Origin of the sequence: Micromonospora kangleipakensis, from assembly GCF_004217615.1 — a bacterium.
GTDB classification, from domain to species: Bacteria; Actinomycetota; Actinomycetes; order Mycobacteriales; family Micromonosporaceae; genus Micromonospora; species Micromonospora kangleipakensis.
This window is the reverse complement of the sequence record NZ_SHLD01000001.1, coordinates 6741514-6760058: the sequence shown is the minus strand read 5'-3', so window position 1 is coordinate 6760058 and position 18545 is coordinate 6741514. Positions and strand designations below refer to the sequence as shown.

At 73.9% G+C, this 18545-nt stretch carries 19 protein-coding genes, 1 tRNA gene and 1 pseudogene; 11 read left to right on the top strand and 10 right to left on the bottom strand.

Features of this window, described 5'->3' with window-relative positions; genetic code table 11:
* Entirely contained in the window at positions 1-405 is a 405-nt protein-coding gene (locus EV384_RS32165; RefSeq protein WP_165440125.1) for an SgcJ/EcaC family oxidoreductase, read from the bottom strand.
* A 131-nt stretch (positions 406-536) separates the two neighbouring features.
* Here EV384_RS32165 and EV384_RS32160 point away from each other — a divergent pair, with 131 nt between their 5' ends.
* A complete protein-coding gene (locus EV384_RS32160) occupies positions 537-1502 on the top strand; it encodes an RNA polymerase subunit sigma-70 (protein ID WP_130339331.1) in 966 nt (321 codons plus the stop codon).
* On the opposite strand, the gene EV384_RS32155 is transcribed toward EV384_RS32160, so the two are convergent.
* Together EV384_RS32155 and EV384_RS32150 are read right to left on the bottom strand one after the other, a co-directional pair.
* The gene (locus EV384_RS32155) at positions 1495-2397 is read right to left on the bottom strand and encodes a septum formation family protein (RefSeq protein WP_130339329.1); all 903 of its coding nucleotides are present in this window, start codon (positions 2395-2397) and stop codon (positions 1495-1497) included. The two genes, EV384_RS32160 and EV384_RS32155, sit on opposite strands and share 8 nt — an antisense overlap.
* A 125-nt stretch (positions 2398-2522) precedes the next feature.
* Positions 2523-2837, bottom strand: coding sequence for a hypothetical protein (locus tag EV384_RS32150; RefSeq protein ID WP_242624393.1), 315 nt, complete (start codon positions 2835-2837; stop codon positions 2523-2525).
* A 472-nt stretch (positions 2838-3309) separates the two neighbouring features.
* On the opposite strand from EV384_RS32150, the gene EV384_RS32145 reads away from it, so the two are divergent.
* Entirely contained in the window at positions 3310-3828 is a 519-nt protein-coding gene (locus EV384_RS32145) for a hypothetical protein (protein ID WP_130339325.1), read from the top strand.
* A gap of 170 nt (positions 3829-3998) precedes the next feature.
* Here the strand turns inward: EV384_RS32145 and EV384_RS32140 are convergent, their stop codons facing one another.
* On the bottom strand, positions 3999-4859 hold the full coding sequence (locus tag EV384_RS32140; RefSeq protein WP_130339323.1) for an alpha/beta fold hydrolase: 861 nt from the start codon (positions 4857-4859) through the stop codon (positions 3999-4001).
* Positions 4860-4954: 95 nt separating this feature from the next.
* On the opposite strand from EV384_RS32140, the gene EV384_RS32135 reads away from it, so the two are divergent.
* The 3 genes from EV384_RS32135 to EV384_RS32125 all read left to right on the top strand — a co-directional run bounded on the left by EV384_RS32135 (position 4955) and on the right by EV384_RS32125 (position 7392).
* A complete protein-coding gene (locus EV384_RS32135) occupies positions 4955-5743 on the top strand; it encodes a GNAT family N-acetyltransferase (protein WP_130339321.1) in 789 nt (262 codons plus the stop codon).
* 51 nt (positions 5744-5794) lie between these two features.
* A complete protein-coding gene (locus tag EV384_RS32130; RefSeq protein WP_130339319.1) occupies positions 5795-6526 on the top strand; it encodes a class I SAM-dependent methyltransferase in 732 nt (243 codons plus the stop codon).
* A gap of 83 nt (positions 6527-6609) precedes the next feature.
* Positions 6610-7392 carry an alpha/beta fold hydrolase gene (locus EV384_RS32125; RefSeq protein WP_130339317.1) on the top strand — a complete coding sequence of 261 codons (783 nt, stop codon included), beginning with the start codon at positions 6610-6612 and terminating at the stop codon, positions 7390-7392.
* 294 nt (positions 7393-7686) lie between these two features.
* On the opposite strand, the gene EV384_RS32120 is transcribed toward EV384_RS32125, so the two are convergent.
* The 3 genes from EV384_RS32120 to EV384_RS32110 all read right to left on the bottom strand — a co-directional run bounded on the left by EV384_RS32120 (position 7687) and on the right by EV384_RS32110 (position 10670).
* Complete coding sequence (locus tag EV384_RS32120) at positions 7687-8409, bottom strand: hypothetical protein (protein ID WP_130339315.1); 723 nt, start codon at positions 8407-8409, stop codon at positions 7687-7689.
* Positions 8410-8433: 24 nt separating this feature from the next.
* On the bottom strand, positions 8434-9786 hold the full coding sequence (locus tag EV384_RS35220; RefSeq protein ID WP_242624558.1) for an RNA-guided endonuclease InsQ/TnpB family protein: 1353 nt from the start codon (positions 9784-9786) through the stop codon (positions 8434-8436).
* A gap of 808 nt (positions 9787-10594) precedes the next feature.
* Positions 10595-10670, bottom strand: a tRNA-Arg gene (locus EV384_RS32110).
* 165 nt (positions 10671-10835) lie between these two features.
* Between EV384_RS32110 and EV384_RS32105 the strand changes: the two genes are divergently transcribed.
* Positions 10836-11570, top strand: a complete 735-nt coding sequence (locus EV384_RS32105) for a hypothetical protein (RefSeq protein WP_130339311.1) — start codon at positions 10836-10838, stop codon at positions 11568-11570.
* A 3-nt stretch (positions 11571-11573) separates the two neighbouring features.
* On the opposite strand, the gene EV384_RS32100 is transcribed toward EV384_RS32105, so the two are convergent.
* Complete coding sequence (locus EV384_RS32100; RefSeq protein ID WP_165440124.1) at positions 11574-12605, bottom strand: alpha/beta hydrolase; 1032 nt, start codon at positions 12603-12605, stop codon at positions 11574-11576.
* A gap of 82 nt (positions 12606-12687) precedes the next feature.
* On the bottom strand, positions 12688-13128 hold the full coding sequence (locus tag EV384_RS32095; protein ID WP_242624392.1) for an HPF/RaiA family ribosome-associated protein: 441 nt from the start codon (positions 13126-13128) through the stop codon (positions 12688-12690).
* A 332-nt stretch (positions 13129-13460) separates the two neighbouring features.
* Here EV384_RS32095 and ssb point away from each other — a divergent pair, with 332 nt between their 5' ends.
* The 4 genes from ssb to EV384_RS36970 all read left to right on the top strand — a co-directional run bounded on the left by ssb (position 13461) and on the right by EV384_RS36970 (position 17087).
* Positions 13461-14228: a single-stranded DNA-binding protein gene (ssb, locus tag EV384_RS32090; RefSeq protein ID WP_130339309.1), complete on the top strand. Its 768-nt coding sequence runs from the start codon at positions 13461-13463 to the stop codon at positions 14226-14228.
* Between the two features lie 90 nt (positions 14229-14318).
* Positions 14319-15389, top strand: coding sequence for a cobalamin biosynthesis protein (locus EV384_RS32085; protein ID WP_130339307.1), 1071 nt, complete (start codon positions 14319-14321; stop codon positions 15387-15389).
* Positions 15386-16927 (top strand): cobyric acid synthase, encoded by a 1542-nt coding sequence (locus EV384_RS32080; RefSeq protein WP_130339305.1) that lies wholly within the window; start codon positions 15386-15388, stop codon positions 16925-16927. The genes EV384_RS32085 and EV384_RS32080 overlap by 4 nt, the downstream gene beginning before the upstream one ends.
* Positions 16928-16952: 25 nt before the next feature.
* Complete coding sequence (locus tag EV384_RS36970) at positions 16953-17087, top strand: hypothetical protein (protein WP_278045662.1); 135 nt, start codon at positions 16953-16955, stop codon at positions 17085-17087.
* Between the two features lie 140 nt (positions 17088-17227).
* Here the strand turns inward: EV384_RS36970 and EV384_RS32075 are convergent, their stop codons facing one another.
* Positions 17228-17629, bottom strand: a complete 402-nt coding sequence (locus EV384_RS32075) for a rhodanese-like domain-containing protein (protein WP_130340938.1) — start codon at positions 17627-17629, stop codon at positions 17228-17230.
* Positions 17630-17856: 227 nt separating this feature from the next.
* Between EV384_RS32075 and EV384_RS32070 the strand changes: the two are divergent.
* Positions 17857-18478: pseudogene (locus tag EV384_RS32070) on the top strand (uridine kinase family protein); the annotation flags it as partial.
* Positions 18479-18545: the final 67 nt, after the last annotated feature.

Genomic DNA, 18545 nt, shown 5'->3' with positions numbered 1-18545 from the left:
TCAGGCCGGGCAGTTGTGGTACGCCTCGACCCGCCACCCGTCGTCGCCTCGGGACAGCACCCAGGTGGCGCGGCGCAGCCGGTCGGCGGGGAGCGTCTCCTCGCCGGGCAGCAGGAAGCCGCTGCGGCTGACCACCACCGCCGCGTCATGCCCGACGAGCCGGACGCTCTCCGGCTCGTCGACCGAGGTGGAGCCCCGCAGCGGGCCGGCGAAGGCGCCCGCCATGTACCGGCGGACCTCCTCCCGGCCCTGGTGGAACACCCCGCCGGCCAGCACCACCGTGGCGTCGTCGGCGTAGCGGGCGGCGAAGGCGTCCGCGTCGTTGGCCGCCCAGGCGGCGACGAGGGCGTGCAGCACCTCGCGTACCGCCCGGTCGCGGGTCTGGTTGGTCTCGGTCTGCGTCATGGTCGTCCTTCCGTGGTGTGGACCTCGCCGGTACCTACTCGACGGCGGACGGGAACTCATCGGCCCGGCGGCGATGAAATCCGGTGACCGGGCCGGTAGGTATGTGATGGGCAGACCGGAGGGACGGACCAGTGACGGCGACCAGCGAGGACTTCGACCAGCGGACCCGTCCGTACCGGCGGGAGCTGCTGGCGCACTGCTACCGCATGCTCGGCTCGACGCACGAGGCCGAGGACCTGGTGCAGGAGACGCTGCTGCGGGCCTGGCGCGCCTTCGACCGGTACGACCCGGAGCGGGCCTCGCTGCGGACCTGGCTGCACCGGATCGCGACCAACGCCTGCCTCACCGCGCTGCGCGGCCGGGCCCGGCGGCCGCTGCCGTCGGACCTCGTCGCGCCGAACCTCGACCCGGACGCCCGCATGGTGGTGGGGGAGGTGCCCTGGTTGCAGCCGCTCCCCGACGCGGTGCTCGACCCGGCCACCGTGGTCGCCGCCCGGGGGAGCCTGCGGCTGGCGCTGGTCGCCGCCCTGCAACTGCTGCCGCCCCGGCAGCGGGCCATCCTGATCCTGCGGGACGTGCTCGACCGGCCGGCCGCCGAGGTCGCCGAGACCCTCGCCACCACGCCCGCCGCGGTCAACAGCGGGCTGCAACGGGCCCGCGCCCGGCTGGGCGCGCTCGCCGTACGGGAGGAGCAGGTCGTCGAGCCGACCGACCCCGGCGGGCGGGCGCTGGTGGACCGGTACGTGGCGGCGTTCGAGCGGGCCGACGTCCCGGCGCTGACCCGGCTGCTCACCGCCGACGCGGTGCTGGAGATGCCGCCGGTGCTCAACTGGTACGTCGGCCGGGAGCACTACGGCCGGTTCATCGCCCGGATCTTCGCCATGCGCGGCACCGACTGGCGGATGCTGCCCACCGCCGCCAACGGTCAGCCCGCGTTGGCCGCGTACGTGCGCGACGGCGACGGGTACGTCCCGCACACCCTCCAGGTCCTCACCGTCACCGGCGTGGGGATCAGCCGGAACGTGGTCTTCCAGGACCGGTCGGTGTTCGACGCGTTCGGGTTGGCCCAGTTACCGGCGGCCGCGCCGGTCAGGTGACCGGGAGCGCCTTCGTGCCGCCGCCCTTGATCGACCGGGTGATTTTCTTCCCGCTCGACCAGTAGAAGCAGCGCACCCCCCGGTCACCTCGCGCCCACGCCTCCTCCGACGGCAACTGGTACGACGTCCCCGTCCGGTACCGCAGCATGCGGTCGACCGGGACCTTGGCGTACCGGGCGACGAGGGTGCGGCACCCGGCGTGAATCGACTCGTCGCGCCGGCCGGCGTCCGCGTACCGGCCGTCAGGTACGGTCCACGCGCCGACGTACTCGTACTGGTGGGCCGTGGCGCAGCCGACCTGCTGGAAGTTGCCCCATTTATCCTCGGTCAGGCAGCCGAACGCCAGCGGCGACGGGCGCTTCAGGGCGTCGCGCAGGCTGCCGGTGTGCTGGATCGCATGGTCGTTGGGGTGATCCCGGAACGTGCCACCGTCCACGGTGTCCAGTTCGAAAAGGTCACAGCGGTACCACCGGCTGCCACCCGTCCAGCCGCCGGGCGACGGCGGCACCACCTGCACCGACAGCCGGGCCCCCCGCCAGTCGCCGCCGACGAACGCCGTCGCCTTGGCGTCACACTCGGCGAACGCGGGACGGATCGCGGCGGAGCCGACCGGCGGCGGGGTCGGCCGCTCGGCGAGCGCGCCGGTGAAGGCGCCGAGGTGGATGGTCTCCACCAGGTGCGCACGGCTGCACTCCACCGGCTGGTAGCTGGTCAGGTAGCTGCTCGGCTCGGCGGTCAGGTGGCAGTCGCCCACCTTCGGGGTGAACTGCTCGACCTTGCCGACCGGACGCCAGTCGTCGGTCAGGTCGCCGTCCGTCCCGGCGGGTGTGCCGCACCCGGCCAGCACCACCACGCCCAGAGCGGCCAACGCCGTCACACCGTGCCACCGTCGCATGCCACTCTCCCCAGGCCCCCGTGCGAACGCGGGCAGCATACGTGTCCGCCCCGGTCGGCCGGGGCCCCGCTCCCGTGGTGGACGAGGTGACGTGCATCGCCGCCTCGCGCCGTCACCCGGCGTCGTCATCCGTGCGGGAGCCGGTGCCACCACCAGGGGCGGGACCCGTGCCACGGGCTGATGCGCGGGGACCAGGGGGCGGGCAGGGTACGGCGGAGGAGTTCGGCGTCCAGCGCGGCGACCATCCGGCCCAGCTCGGCCCGGGCCGGCGGTGGCAGCGCCCGCAGGGCCTCGTCGAGGGTGTCCCGCGACGTGCGGACGTCGCAGCAGGGACAGTCGCGGTTCGGGACGTAGCGCCAGCGGCCCGGCTGGGCGAGGAACTGGCGGTACTGCCGGAGGGCGGCGGAGACCTCGCCGGGGAAGAGGTGCCGGGCCTCCACCCGGGCGATCGCCTGCCGGGTGCGGGGCTGAGACCTGGGAGGCGCGACGACGGTCGGTCCGGCCGCAGCGGGATGGCGCGCAGGGCGCCCGGGGGCCTACGCCCCACGGTCCTTTCGGATGCTCGTCATGACCGCATCCTGCCACGGCGCCGGTGCTGCCGCCCTCCCGTCCGCCGTCGCCCCCCGTCGCGGCGCGGCCATCCCAGGGTGACGGTGTGACATCCGGCGGGGGACCGGCGCTGAGGGCACGAGATGAACGCACAGAACCTCTGGCCAGCGGACCTGCGGAGTCGCCGACTGATCACTCAGCGGCGTCACCAGCGGTCCTCGGCAACGGCCGGCCACCCCCGCCCGGCCGTGGGTCACCCCGTGCGCGCGTCCCGGCCCCCGGCGCCCCCGCCGGAGGCACCGCTGCACCGGAGGCACGCCGGGTGGCATTTCCGCACTTCCAATTCCCAAACGGAGCTGCTCGATGCTTGAGACCGCCCTCGCGAAACTCCTCACCCTGAAGGTCGGCGCCACGGCGCTCGCCGTCGCCGCCACCGGTGGGGTGGCGCTCGCCGCCGCGACCGGCACGCTGCCCGACCCGCTCAACACGTCGACCGCGAAGCCGTCGGCGCACGCCACCGGCAAGCCCTCCGACGCCGCCGACCAGGGTAAGGGCTCGCCGGCCGGGGCGAAGGGCTCCCCGTCGCCGAACCTGGTCGGCCTCTGCCACGCGTACAAGGCCGGCGTCGCTGACAACCCGGGCAAGGCGCTGGAGAACCCGGCGTTCCGGGTGCTGATCACCTCCGCCGGCACGAAGGAGAAGGTGGCCGCGTACTGCGACACGCTGCTGGCGAACGAGAAGGGCAGGCCGAGCGGGGCGGCGAAGCCCACGGTCACCCCCAGCCACCCGGCCGGCCGGCCGCAGACCCGTCCGACCACGGCGAAGACCGAGCGCCCCGAGGCGCCCGGCGGCCACCCGGCGACCACCCCGGCGACCAACTGATCCCTGGCACCGGGCGGGCTCACCCCCCTCCGCCCGGTGCCGGCACCGCGGCCTCGCCGGATGACCTCCCCCCGGTCATCCGTGCGGTGTCGCGATCCGCGCCCGCCCCGGCGCGGCGAGGCGGCGGCCGGGTCCCGCGGCCGCCGCCTCACCCCAACCGTCCGCTCTTGCTACCGACCGCCCACGGCGCGCGCCGCCCCGGCCCGGTCGCGCAGCCACTCCAGCGCCGTCTCGGCGTGGGTGAGCACGGAGATGTGCCCGTCCTCCGGGTACCGCCGCAGCTCCGCGCCGGGACAGCGCCGCGCCAGCCACTCGCCGTGCGCCGCGGGCACGACCCCGTCCCGGCCGCCGTGCAACAGCAGCACCGGCGGCGTGACCCGCGCCGGATCGAAACCCCACGGCGACACGTACGCCAGGTCGTCGTCGATCAGCCCGCCCGAGCCGGCCTCGATCGCCGGACCGACGACGCTGTCGAACCAGGACCACTCGGCCGCCAGGGCGGCCAGGTCGGCGGGGGTGAACCCCGGGTCGTACTCGACGCCGGAGGTCTCGAACTCCTCCTTCGCCGCGCGCCCGGCCGCCGCGGCGCGCAGCGACGCCACACCGGACGGCACCATGCCGGCGAACCAGTCGAGCCCGTCCGCGTCGTACGGGGCCAGCGCCGCGCCGCTGACCACGGCGACCACGCGGTCCGCAAGCAGCGCGCCGCAGGCCAGGGCGTGCGGACCCCCGCCGGAGTGCCCGACCACCGCGAACCGGTCGAGGCCCAGCGCGTCGGCGACCGCCGCCACGTCGGTCGCCGCCGAGGCGATGTCGCGGCCGGGGAGGGGCGTGGAGCCGCCGTACCCGGGACGGTCGTGGGAGACCCAGCGGATGCCCAGCCGGTCGGCCGCCGCGAACAGGGGCGCGGGCGGCGCGCCGATGTTCGGGGTGCCGTGGTGCCAGAAGACGGCGAGCCGGTCCTCCCCGCCGGTGTCGTAGGCGTGCAGCGTGCGGCCGTCGGCCAGCCGAAGGTCCAGCTCCGTCATCATGGCGGGAGACTAGTCGCACCGGCCGACGCGACGGTGGCCGCCGGAAGGCGGTCCGGACCCGAAAAGCCCTTGATCCGGCTGCCAGAATCCGTCGCATGACCACCCGAGACCACCTCCTGCAGCTCCACGACGACCAGGTACGCGGCACCATCGCCGACCGGCTGCCGAAGACCTGGACACCCTTCTGGGACGGCCCGGTCCTCCGGATCACCGCCCCGTTCCGGGGGTTCACCTTCGCCCGGGACCTCGACGGGCTCTCCGTCGAGGAGTTGGACGCCGTGATCGGGCGGGTCCGGGCACACTTCGCCGAACGCGGCCAGGCGGTCGAGTGGAAGACGTACGGCCATGACCGGGCCGACCTGACCGAGCGGCTCCGGCTCGCCGGCTTCGCGCCGGAGCCGGAAGAGACCGTTGTCGTGGGCCTCGCCTCTGACCTGACGGTGGCGGCCGAGGCCCCGGACGGCGTGACCATCCGACCCACCGCCGAGCGGGCGGACCTGGCCCGGATCGCCGCTATGGAGACCGAGGTGTGGGGCGTCGACTTCTCCTGGCTGGCCGACGACCTGGCCGACCGGATCGAAACGGCCCCCGACAACATCGTCGTCCTGGTCGCCGAGGCCGAGGGGCAGGTCGTCTCGGCCGCGTGGCTGGTCGTGATCCCGGGCACCGACTTCGGCGCGCTGTGGGGCGGGTCGACCCTGGCCCGGTGGCGCCGGCGGGGCATCTACCGGGCGCTGGTTGCCCAACGCGCGCGGATCGCCGTCGACCGGGGCCTGAAGTACCTGATGGTCGACGCCTCCGCGGACAGCTGTCCCGTCCTGCGCCGGCTCGGCATGCACGAGGTCAGCACCACGACGCCCTGGATGTGGACGCCGGCGGCCTGACCGGAGGAATTGTGTGGCGCGGCGCCCGACGTCGCTGCTTGGCTCACCGTCATGAGTGGACTGAACGATCCGGCGTTCTTCGACCGGTACGCGCACGAGTACGACGAGCGGAACGCTCCCGATCCCACGCCGGCCGTGGAGTTCCTGGCCGGCCTGGTGCCCGCTGGCGGGCGGGTGCTGGAACTCGCCATCGGCACCGGGCGGGTGGCCGTGCCCCTCGCCGGGCGGGGCCTCGCGGTGGAGGGGATCGAGGGGGCGCCGCTGATGCTGGAGCGGATGCGCGCCAAGCCCGGCGGTGCCGACATCCCGACCGTCCTCGGTGACATGGCCGACGTCCCGGTCCAGGGCCCCTACGACCTCGCGTACCTGGTCTACAACACCCTGTTCAACCTGCCCGACCAGGCGCGTCAGGTCGACTGCTTCGTCAACGTGGGGAAGGTGCTCGCCCCGGGCGGGCTCTTCGTGGTGGAGGCCTTCATCCAGGACGTGACGGAGTTCGACCGCGGCCAGCGGGTGGCCACCCGGGGGCTCACCGAAGACTCGGTGAGCATGGAGTTCCTCCAGCACGACCCGGTGGCGCAGGCCGTCACGTACCAGCGGGTGACCTTCGACGCGCAGGGCACCACCCTGCGTCCGCTGCGGCTGCGGTACTGCTGGCCGAGCGAGCTGGACCTGATGGCGCGGCTGGCCGGCATGCGGCTGCGGGAACGCTGGAACGACTGGGCCCGCGGTCCGTTCACCGCCGGCAGCCGGCAGCACGTCTCCGTCTACGAGCGCGCCTGACCGGTCCCGTCACACCGGAAGTTGACCTGCTGGTGCGCCGAAACTCGGGTGTGCGTCGGAAGGCGCACCTCTAGGTTGAGCCGATGACACTTGCTCATGACGTGGCCGGCAGCGGCCCGACGGTGCTCCTGCTGCACTCCACGGCCTGCGACCGCCGGATGTGGGATCCGCAGGTGCCGGCGCTGGTCGACGCCGGCTGTCGAGTGGTACGCAGCGACATGCGGGGCTACGGGGACTCGCCCGTGCCGGACGGGCCGTACAACAACGCCGAGGACGTCATCGAGCTCCTGGACCTGCTCGGCGCCGAGGAGTTCGCGCTGGTCGGGTCGTCCGGCGGTGGGCGCGTGGCGCTGGAGATCGCCGCCCGCTGGCCGCGCCGGGTCACGTCGCTGGTGCTGCTCTGCACCGCGCTGGCCGGGCACGAGCCCAGCGCCGAACTCCAGGCGTTCGGCGAACGTGAGGACGCGCTGCTGGAGGCCGGGGACGTCACCGGCGCGACCGACCTCAACGTGGACACCCTGGTGGGTCCCCACGCCGACCAGGCGGCCCGGGAGCAGGTACGCGAGATGCAGCGGCACGCCTTCGAGGTGCAACTGGCCGCCGTCGAGGAGTTCCCGCAGCTCCGGCCCGAGTTCGACCTGGCCGACATCACCGCCCCCACCCTGGTGATCTCCGGCGACCACGACCTGCCCGACTTCCGCCAGATCGCCGTCCGTCTGTCGAAGGAGCTGGCCGACGCCCGGCACCTCCAACTCGACTGGGCCGGTCACCTGCCCAGCCTGGAGCGCCCCGAGGTGGTCAATCCGCTGCTGCTCGACTTCCTGCGGGAGACGCACGCCGGGGGTGGCCGGGGACGACAGGGGTGACGGACTATCTGGTCGGCTTGATCGGCGCACGGGATGTACCCGAAGCCGTCGCTCCACTGGTGCCCGAGCGGGGCGTGACCGACCCCGGTGACTGCTGCTGGCTTGCTTCCTACCGCCGGCGAGACGCACTGTTGTGGTTGGTTGGGCCGGGCCTCTACATCTTCGCCGTGATCGCCTGGCGTCTGGCCTACTTGCCCTATCGCGACTGGAAGCCTCGACCCGATGAGGCATCGCACGTCCGGTGGCTTCGCGACCCGCAGCACGCCGGGTTGTGGTACCTGCCGGGGGAGGCGGTCAGCGGTGCCGTTGACGAGGTTGGTGGGCCGACAGCGGTTTCAGGTCTTCGTGGCCGAGCCGGTGCACGATGTCCCGGGCCTGGGCGTTGGGATCAGTACCGTCGACCGGGAAGGTGACCACGTATCTGCCCGGCATGGCATGCCGGAGTTCGCTCAGGTCGCGGGCGTAGTAGCTGATCTCGACCACGTCCGGGCGTTCCTCCGGCGCACGGATCGCCACATAGCTGCGTATCCAGGCTCCGCCGTCCTGCGCGTACCCTTCCCGCCACAACACGGCCTGGAGCGCCTCGGCAACCGACCGAGCCGGCCATACTCGGCTCGACCGGGCCGTGGCACGAGCCATCTCAGCCGCGTACGCCTGCGCGTCGAACCGGAAGGTCTCCAGCCCGACCTCCGGCCCCTCCTTGAGCACTGTTCCGATGTCTGTCAGGCACCAGCAATCCCAGATCACTTCAGAGCCGACCTGACGGATGCGGACCGCAAGTTCGTCCTCGGTCGTGTCGGACCCGCCCAACCCGACCTCTCGTGCTACCGGTGCGACGGCCAGCCCACCCGGCCCCAGCAAGCAGGAGGGTGTGAAGCCGGCTACCGGGTTCCCGTGAAAGCCGCCCGGTGGATACGCCGCTGCCACCACGTCAACGCCGTTCACGAGGATCCGCATCCGGTGCGACGTGAACTCGGCGGGAAACAGCAGCGGCTCCAGCCTCAGGACATCGAGCATCGCGCGAGTCTAGTGCGGTGTCCACTAACGTTCACCGGGTTTGCGGTGGGTGTTGTGGATCCTCGCCTGTTGGGCGAGCGACTCCCCACCGGGTGGTGGGGCGGGCCTCCGCGGGCCAACTGATCCTCGCGCCGCCCAGGCTGGGCGGCGGGGGTCACGTCGGGACCGGCCGGCACCGGGCAGATGCCGACCGGCTCGACGGTGCGTGACCACCTCCGGCAGCACAACAGCTGCCGGGGTGGTGGATCCGCCGCCCGGAACACGGGTGGCGATGCTGGCCGCCGCAACGAGGTCGCGGTGCCCGGAAAATGCGCAGTGCGGGCAGGACAACGTCCGCCCACGAGGCTTCGATACCCGCATTCGGCAGGCGGGGCAGGTCGACGACGTGTCACGCTCGTCGACCAGCCGAACACTGATACCGGCGAGGGTGGCCTTGTCAGTGAGGACCTGCAGGAGCCGGCCGATCTGCCACTGCCGCAACCGCAGGTTGTGCCGCCGCCCCGCAGGAAGGTCCAACACCCCACGGGGGTCGCCGACGTGCAACACACCGACACGCTGATCCACCGCCCACGAGATCACGTTGCGGGCGGCCTCGTGCTGGGCCTGCCGCACCCGCCGCCGGTGCCGGCCCTCCACCAGGCGGACCCGACGCCGGTACTGCCGCCACCGCCGGGATCCCATCTGGCCCGGCTTCGGTGCCCGGCGTGAGACGGCGCGGCGGCGGGATTTGGTGTCGGCCAGGTGCATGCGGTGCTCGGCGCGGATCGCCCGCCCCGACACCAGCAACCCCTCCCCGTCCGGGCCGGCCAGCGCATACGGGTGGATGATCCCCAGGTCCACCCCCGCCACCCTGCCGGGGTCCCGTTGCTCACCGGGCGGGTAGACCGCCACCGGCACCTCAGCGGTCACGTCCAGGAACAGCCGGCCACCCTCACACAGCAGGGTGACCGACCGGACCTGCTCGACCGGATACGGCACCTCCCGCGCCAGACGCACCCACAACGCCGACGTGCCCTTCGCGGTCCGGATCCGCACCCGACGCCCGTCCAGGGTGAACGTGCCGTGATACCAGCGCACCGGTACCAACCCCCGCCGCCGACGCGGGAACCGCGCCGACACGTCACCCGCGCTCCGACGCTTCGCCGCCGCGAACCACGCATCCGAGAACCGGCGCAACACCGACCGCGCCCCCGTGGAATCCAGCTCGGCGAACGTGCCCGGCCCCGACGCCGCCAACTCCCGACACAACTCCTGATAACCAGACAGGGGTACGTCCCGGCGGCCGCGCCGCCACCCGTTGACCTCCAACACGCACGCCCATACATCACCGGCCGAGCGCAGCAGCCCGAAACACCGCCGCCGCTGCCCGGGCGTCACCCGCAACGCGACGCCCGCGGTGCGATGCACGACCCCGCGGGGCGGCGGGATCCCGACGACGAGGCACGAACCGAAGCCAACACCACACCTACGACATTTCCCCAACCCCGAACAACCCGGCCAACGTTTGTGGACACGGCACACTAGCTTCGCAACGAGCAGCGCAGTGCGCGGTACGACTGGGTGTCGGAAGCCCTGGTGATCGACTCGACCGGAAGCGACAAGCCGCTGAGCAGCGGTGGCGGTGGGGCGCCCCACAATGATGTCCAGGTCTCAGAAGCGGCCAGGGGTGCCCCGGGGTGTGCCTATCCTCTGACCCGTGGCGGACGAAAACGCGGAGCTGATGGCGCTTTTCCGGGACGCCGTCAGGCGGGTCCGTGAGGGTGCGGTGCGGCACCAGGACGAAGAGCTGCACCAGGCGGCACTGGACATCAGCCGGGCAGTGTGTGCTGTGCGGCGCGGCCGGGGCCAACCTTGCCTGGAGGTGGCGGAGATGCGTGACTGTCCGGTCTGCGGTGCTCACCCCGGACAGGCTTGCATCTCCCTTCCTGGTCGCCCGCTGATCAATCGGGAGTTCCACCCCGAGCGAGAGCACGAGCCGTAAGGACCTGGCAGGCCGATCCCTGAAGATGGCCGGCCCTGCTTTCTGTAGTGAGGCGGGAAGCACGTCGATGCCGGAGATCGAGCGGGCGGCTGTGGACGATGCCGGGAGGCACTTGTCCGAATGATTTGGCTGTACGAATGGCTGTGCGGGCGCCGTGACGATCGTCCGAACCGGGAGCGGTAAGCCGCTGAGCTGGGGTGACGGTGGTGCGCCCGGCAGGATTCGAACCTGCGGCCTTGGGATTAGAAGTCCCCTGCTCTATCCGCTGAGCTACGGGCGCGCGTCGTGGGTGTCGCGCCAAGAGGGTACCGCCGCCTCCCGGGTGCGCGGGGGAACGGGGGCCCCGACCACGTCGCCGATCAGCGTCGCACGGCGCGCCCGCGGCGGCACGCGGGTTTACCGGGTCGGCAGACGGCCGGTAGCCACGATCCGTACCCTCGGCGTCGTGCTGCTCGACCCGGAAACCGAGAACGACATCGCCTCCGAGCTCTGCAAGCTCCTCGGCCGCGCCATCCTGCCCGTCGGCCAGCTCGACCGGCCGGGTGACACCGGCCGGGGTTTCGGGACGGTGTTCTTCTTCACGGAGCTGGTCACGGCCACGGACGGCAGGCAGTTGGTGCGCGAGTACCTGCTGACCGCGGACGCGATCACCCGGGCACCGTACGGGGAGATCGGTCTGCGGCCGAGCATGACCGAGCCGGCGGGGGCCGCGTCAGACCGGATCCTGCTGGCGGATTTCGCCGCGCAGTGGGTCCACTTGCCGGAGGTCGGGCTCGCCGCCATGCTCGCCAAGGGCCTGCACGAGCACGCCGAGGGCCGAGGCTGGCGGTGGCGGACGCAGCCGGTGACCGAAGCGGTGGCAGCGTCCTCGGACGCCGTCGCCCGGATCGGCAATGCCCCCGCGTCGGCGTTCGTGCTCGCGCTCGGCGTCGCCGAGGACGGGTCACGGCCGCTGGAGGTGGCGATCGAGCGGCTGGTCCGCGACGGTGACGACATCCGGATCACCACGGAGTTGCCCGCCGGCTACGTCGGCGCCCCGGTCTTCGGCGTCGAGGAGACCGCCGGCGGCGACCTGGCGGTGCACTGCCTGGGTCTGGTGCGGCCCGGCGAGGGCGGCGGCCACCGGATCGCGACCTTCGACCGGATCCGGGCGGCGCTCGCCGCGGTGTCGGGCGCCTGAGGGTCAGCCCTCGGCGGTCGCACCGGCCCGGTCGTCGACCGGCCGCCGGGCCGCCGGCGGCCCGTCCGGCGCCGCCGGCTCGGTCGGACCCGCGCCGAGGAAGGCCTCCGCCCACCGCCCGGCCTCCGTGAAGACCTTCTCCCGTACGGCGGGGCTGGAGAGCGTCAGGTCGTGCAGCCCGCCGTCGAAGCGCGCGAGAGTGACGTGCCGGCCGAGCCGGGGCGCCCAGCGGACCATGTGCTCCACGTCGAGCACGGCGTCGGCGAGGGTGGCCGACTCGTGCCACTTCGTGCCCCGGAAGCTGCGGGTCGAGCAGGCCAGCAGCACCGGCACCGGGATCTCCAGCCCGGCGCGGAGCTGGCGCTGGGCGCTGCGGATGGCGTTGATCCAGCCGGCCCGGACGGGGAACCCGGCGAGCGGCTTCCAGGCCAGGTCGTACCGCCACTCGCCGCGGTGGTCGGCGTGCAGGCTCTCGCCGTACACGGTGCCGAGCCCGAAGGGGAGGATGCGGTGCGGCGCCCTGCGGCCCAGCCGGGAGACGGCGGCCGCGAGGGGGCGACGGACCAGCCAGGGCGCGTTGATGTCGAAGAAGGGGCTGTTCAGGAAGAGGCCGTCGACCAGGCCGGCCTCGCGGCGGGCGTGCGCCCAGAGCGAGATGATCAGGCCGCCGGTGGAGTGGCCCATGGCGAGCAGGGTGTCGTGCCCGTCCTCCGCGCGAATGATCTTCGCGGCGGCGTCCAGCTCGGGGAAGTACTCACTCAGGTCGTGGCAGAAGTTCGGGGTCTGGTGCGGCTGCAGGCTGCGGCCGTACTTCCGCAGGTCGAGGGCGTAGAAGTCCCAGCCGCGCTCGGCGAAGAAGTCGGCGACGTGGGTCTGGAAGAAGTAGTCGACGAAGCCGTGCACGTAGAGCACCGCCCGCCCGGTCGAGCGCTCGGCCCGGCGGCGGATCAGGGTCGCGACGACCGGTCCCTCGTCGTCGGTGCCCAGGTCGATCGTCTGCCGCTCGTACGGCGGTCCCAGCACGTCCGGTTCCACAACCGCGACGGTACGCCGCGACGCTACCCGGCGGTAGCCCCCGCCCCGTCCGTCCGCACCGCGCGGACGGGGCGGGGTCGCCTCAGACGGTCTCCGCGTCGGCCCGGCTCGGGTCGGCGGCGGGCAGCTCGTCCCGCTCCTCGGCCTGGTCGGCGCCGGCGTCGACCAGGCCGTTGTCCCGCAGGTGCTTGTTGTGCCGGGGCTCCTGCCGGGTCTTGGCGTCGTTCAGCCGCCGGCGCAGGTCGTCGCGGACGTCGTTGAGCGCGGCGTGCAGGTCCTCCTCGCTGGAGGTGGTGACGATCTTCTGCCGGCCGGCGACCCAGCACTCCAGGGTGACCTTCTGCCCCCGGGCCTCGCGGTCCTTGACCGACACCTCCAGCTCGGTGGCGTCGGCGTGGAACCCGGCCAGCCGGGCGTCCAGGGTCGCGAACTGCTCGGCGATCCAGTTCCGGTCCCCCTGGGAGAACCCGGCGCCGACGCGCAGGCACCCGGCCACGGTCGCGGGGTTCGCCACGGCGCTCATCGCCGGACCTCACCCTGGGTGCGGACGGAACCGGTCGTACGGAGTGAGCAGAGGATCATCTCGCTGGCCTTTCTCTCGGTTGATCAAATCCATACCCAGTCGGCGTCCGTCCGGAACCGCCCGCCGCCAGCGGCCCGCCCGGCGATTCCGATCATGCTGCGCCCCGAGGGTCAGGCGGACTAGCAGGCCGGACCTTGATCAGGTCGTTGTCCACAGGCCGCCGCGTCGTCCACAGGTCGTGCCGGTGGAGGTGACGGTGCCGCGTCCGGTGGCCGAGGCCCGGCGTCGAGTCGACTCGCCACGGCAAGCCCCGAATCTCCCCTGGAGGGAAGATGTTCGATACGTACGTCACCATCGTCGGCAACGTGCTGACCGCGCCCGAGTGGCGCCGCACCACCCAGAGCAACACCCTGGTGGCCAACTTCAAGGTCGCCTCGACCGCCCGCCGGCTCGACCGGGACAGCGGCCGCTGGGTCGACGGGAACAGCCTGCGGGTCCGGGTCAACTGCTGGCGCAAGCTGGCCGAGGGGGTGGCCGCCTCCGTGATGGTCGGCGACCCGGTGGTCGTCGCCGGCCGCCTCTACACCCGCGACTGGACCGACGACGCCGGCAACCACCGCACCCTCTACGAGCTGGAAGCCGTCGCGGTCGGCCACGACCTGTCCCGCGGTCGGGGCCGGTTCCTGCGCAACCGGCCCAGCATGACCACCAGCACCGTCGAGGACGCCGAGGCGGAGCGCCGGGTGCACGGCGAGGCCACCGAGCCGGTGCCGTCCGCGCAGGCGCCCGCCTCGCCCGACGACCGGCCGTTCGACGACGAGTTCGAGCTGCCCGGGTTCGCCGCCCCGCACGCCGGGCCCGGTCTGCCCGACCTCGACATGGACGGTCCGTCGGGCGGTGAATTCGGTGCCGTGACGGACCCCTTCGACGACCGGTCCGACGACGCCGGTGACGACGAGGAAGCCGACGAACTGGCCGCCGAGCCCGGTGACGCCGGCACCCCCGACGAGCTGGACCCGGTCGTGGACGACACCACCACCGGCGTCACCCCGACCGGTCGGGGCCGGCGCGGCCGGGGACGGACGCCGGTGCCCGCCTGACCCTGGAGTCGTGCACGGGGGAGCGGGGTGGCGACGCGACGGTGGTCACCCCGCCGTACGACTAGGCTGGCCGGCCGGAGGTGGTGACGGGTGCGGCAGGCGACCGCGACGGCGAACGCGGCAGGACTGGTGGTGGGCTACGCCCTGGACTCGCTCCTCGGCGACCCCCGCCGCGGGCACCCCGTGGCTGGCTTCGGCCGGGCCGCCGCCGGGCTGGAGCAGCGGCTCTACCGGCCGGACCGGGCCGCCGGGGCGGCCTTCACCACGCTGGCCGTGGGCGCGCCGGTGCTGCTCGGCGTCGCCGCCACCCTGGCCACCCGGCGGCACCCGGTGGCACGGGCGACGCTCGTGGCCGCCGGCACCTGGACCGTCCTGGGCGGCCGTACCCTGCGGCACGAGTCGCGGGTGATGGGCCGGGCGTTGCGCCGGGGCGACCTGCCCGCCGCCCGCCATCGGCTCGGCCACCTCTGCGGGCGGGACCCGTCCGCGCTGGACGAGCCGGAACTGGCCCGGGCCACCGTCGAATCGGTCGCCGAGAACACCTCCGACGCCGTCGTCGCGCCGCTGGTCTGGGGCGCGGTCGCCGGGCTGCCCGGCCTGCTCGGCTACCGCGCGGCGAACACGCTCGACGCCATGGTCGGGCACCGCTCGCCCCGCTACGCCCGGTTCGGCACCCCGGCAGCCCGCCTCGACGACCTGCTCAACCTGGTACCCGCCCGGCTGACCGGGCTGCTCACCATCGCGGTCGCGCCGACCGCGCACGGCGACCGTGGCCGGGCCTGGCAGGTCTGGCGCCGGGACCGCAACGACCACCCGAGCCCGAACGCCGGCCAGTGCGAGGCGGCCATGGCCGGCGCGCTCGGCGTCCGGCTGGGCGGGCGCAACGTCTACTTCGGCCGGTCCGAGGTGCGCCCGTACCTCGGCGACGGCCCCCGTCCCGAGGCGCGGCACCTCAAGCGGGCCGCCCGGATCTCCGGCGCGGTCGGGTTGGCCGCCCTCGGGATCGCGGCGACGTATCCGCTCACGGTAGGGCGACTGGTCGGCACGGTGCGGCGGTCCGCGTTGCGCGGCGTGCGTGGCGCCGTGGCCGCCGGGGTCGCGTCCCGGCCGGCCGTGGGCGGCGTGGGCCGGGCCGGGGCGGCCCGGGGGAGTGGGCGGTGAGCGGCGGGCTGCTCGTCGCCGGGACCACCTCGGACGCCGGCAAGAGCGTGCTCACCGCCGGCATCTGCCGATGGCTGCACCGGCAGGGCGTGAAGGTCGCGCCGTTCAAGGCGCAGAACATGTCCAACAACTCCGCGGTGGTGGTCGGCCCCGACGGGCGCGGCGGCGAGATCGGCCGCGCCCAGGCGATGCAGGCGGCCGCCTGCGGCCTCGCCCCCGATCTGCGCTTCAACCCGGTGCTGCTCAAGCCCGGCAGCGACCACGCCAGCCAGGTGGTGCTGCTCGGCGAGGCCGTCGACACGGTCACCGCCGGCAACTACCGCGAACTGCGGCCCCGGCTCGCCGGGACCGCCTTCAGCGCGCTCGCCGAGCTGCGCGCGGCGTACGACGTGGTGATCTGCGAGGGGGCCGGCAGCCCGGCGGAGATCAACCTGCGGGCCGGCGACTACGTCAACATGGGGCTCGCCCGGCACGCCGGGCTGCCCACGATCGTGGTCGGTGACATCGACCGGGGTGGCGTCTTCGCCTCGATGTTCGGCACGGTCGCCCTGCTCGACCCGGCCGACCAGGCGCTGATCGCCGGCTTCGTGATCAACAAGTTCCGCGGTGACCTCGGGCTGCTCCAGCCGGGGCTGGACATGCTGCACCGGGTCACCGGCCGGCCGACGTACGGGGTGCTCCCCTGGGAGCTGGACCTCTGGCTGGACGCCGAGGACTCGCTCGCCTACGGCCGGGTGCTCGGTCGACCGGCCGCCCCGTACGGCACCGACTGGCTGGACGTCGCCGTGGTCCGGCTGCCCCGGATCAGCAACGCCACCGACGTCGAGGCGCTCGCCACCGAGCCCGGCGTCCGGGTCCGGCTCACCGTCGAGCCCGCCGAACTGGCCGCCGCCGACCTGGTCGTGCTCCCCGGCTCCAAGTCCACCGTGGCCGACCTGGCCTGGCTGCGCGAGACCGGGCTGGCCGACGCGGTGCTGGCGCACGCCGCCGCCGGCAAGCCGCTGCTCGGCATCTGCGGCGGCTTCCAGATGCTCGCCCGGGCCATCCACGACCCGGTGGAGAGCCGCCAGGGCAGCGTCCCCGGACTGGGCCTGCTGCCCATCGAGATCACCTTCGACCCGCGCAAGACCGTCCGCCAGTCCGCCGGCACGGCCGCCGGCGACGTCCCGGTCCGCGGCTACGAGATCCACCACGGGTACGTCTCCGCCACCGACCCGACCCTGACCCCGCTGCTCCGCCACACCGACGGCAGCGCCGAGGGCGCGCTCCTCGCCGCGGTGCACGGCACCCACTGGCATGGAGCCTTCGAGTCCGACGGGTTCCGTCGCCGCTTCCTCACCGAGGTGGCCCGGCTCGCCGGGCGGACCGGCTTCCGGGCCGCCCCGGACACCGCGTTCGCCGCCGCTCGGGAGCGGACCCTGGACCTGCTCGGCGACCTCGTCGAGGAACACCTGGACACCGACGCCCTCTGGCGCCTGATCGAGGCCGGGCCGCCGGCCGGTCTCCCCTTCATCCCGCCCGGCGCCCCACCCGTCTGACCACCCACCCTCGCCCCGGCGACCCGTGCCGGCCCGGCCAACCCGCCCGTCCTGGTTCAACCGCCCCGGCCTGGCCAACCGCCCCGGCCTGGCGAAGCGGCGGGACGCGAGCCGGTTGGATCGCCACGTCGCCGAGCTGGTGGGTTCCCGGACCGGCTGACACCGCCACGTCGCCGACCTGATGGCTCCCCGGACCGGTTCGGCCGACCCGAGGCGAATCAGGCCGCCGGAGGGCTGCCGGCGGAGTCCGTCGACGGGGAGCGATCACGCCGGGGGCGCTGGGCAGAGGGCGTGGCGCGCTCAGTAGCGGACGTCGGCGAGTCGGTCGGACATCGGCAGTCCCGCCTCCCGCCAGGCCTCCACGCCGCCGATCATGTCCGTGGCCTGGCGCAGCCCGAGGGCTTGGAGGCCGGCCGCGGCGAGGCTCGAGCTGAACCCCTGGCGGCACACCACCACGATCTCCCGGTCGTAGCCGGTGGCCTCGGGGATCCGCCAGGCGCTCGCCGGGTCGAGCCGCCACTCCAGCACGGTCCGGTCGATCACGATCGCACCGGGCAGCTCGCCCTGCTCGCGGCGCTGCATCTCGGTGCGCGTGTCGACCAGCAGCGCACCCGCACGGACCGCCTCGATGGTCCCGTGCGGGGTGAGCCGGCGGAGGCCGGCCCGGGCCTGTTCCAGCAGGGCGTCGATGCCCGGACTCATCACGTCATGCAGCACCTCCCGATGATGCCGGTGGCGTCGCCGGTCCGCGTGGCGAACGGCCCTGCCGCCCCGCAGGATCCAGCGGACGGGGGACCACCGGCCACCCACGGGCGACCACGCGCGAGACAAGGGGCAAGGACCGCAGTGGCGGCAACCGGCGGCGATGACGGGCGCCGGCAGGTGGAGGCGAGAGACCGACGGTCGGTGGGGGCACTAGCGTCGGGCGGGTGACGGTGGCGGTGGTCGAGGCGTACGCCGAGCTGGCCCGGCGGGTGCTCGCCGGGCCGGCGCGGTTGGGGCGTACCCGGATGGTGGCGGTCGACGGGCCGAGCGGCGCGGGGAAGAGCGTCTTCGCGACGCGGCTCGCGGACGCCCTCGCGGCGCTGCCCGGCGGCGGGCGGCCGCCGGTGGTGCGTACCGACGACCTGCTGGACGGCTGGGACGACCAGCTCACCTTCTGGCCGCGGCTGGAGGAGTGGGTGCTCGCGCCGCTGCGGGCCGGGCGGCCCGGGGCGTACCGGCGGTACAGCTGGGTGCGGCGGTGCTTCCTGGACCGGGAGGTGCCGGTGCCGGTCGGGCCGGTGCTGATCGTCGAGGGGGTGAGCGCGGCGCGCGCGGCGGTCCGGCCGGAGCTGACCCTGTCGGTCCTCGTCACCGCGCCGGCGCCGATGCGGCTGTCCCGCGCGCTCACCCGGGACGGGTCGGAGATCCTGCCCGAGCTGCGTCGCTGGCACGCCGGCGAACGGGCGCACTTCGCCACCGACGGCACCGAGGCGGCGGTCGACCTGGTGGTCGACGGCGCGCCGGCTCTCCCGCACGACGCCACCCGCTACTACGTCCGCCGCCGGTGACCGTCCGGACCGGGATCCGCACGCCTTGCCGCGAAGAGCGGCCTGGGCGCGCCGGGAGGCCACCT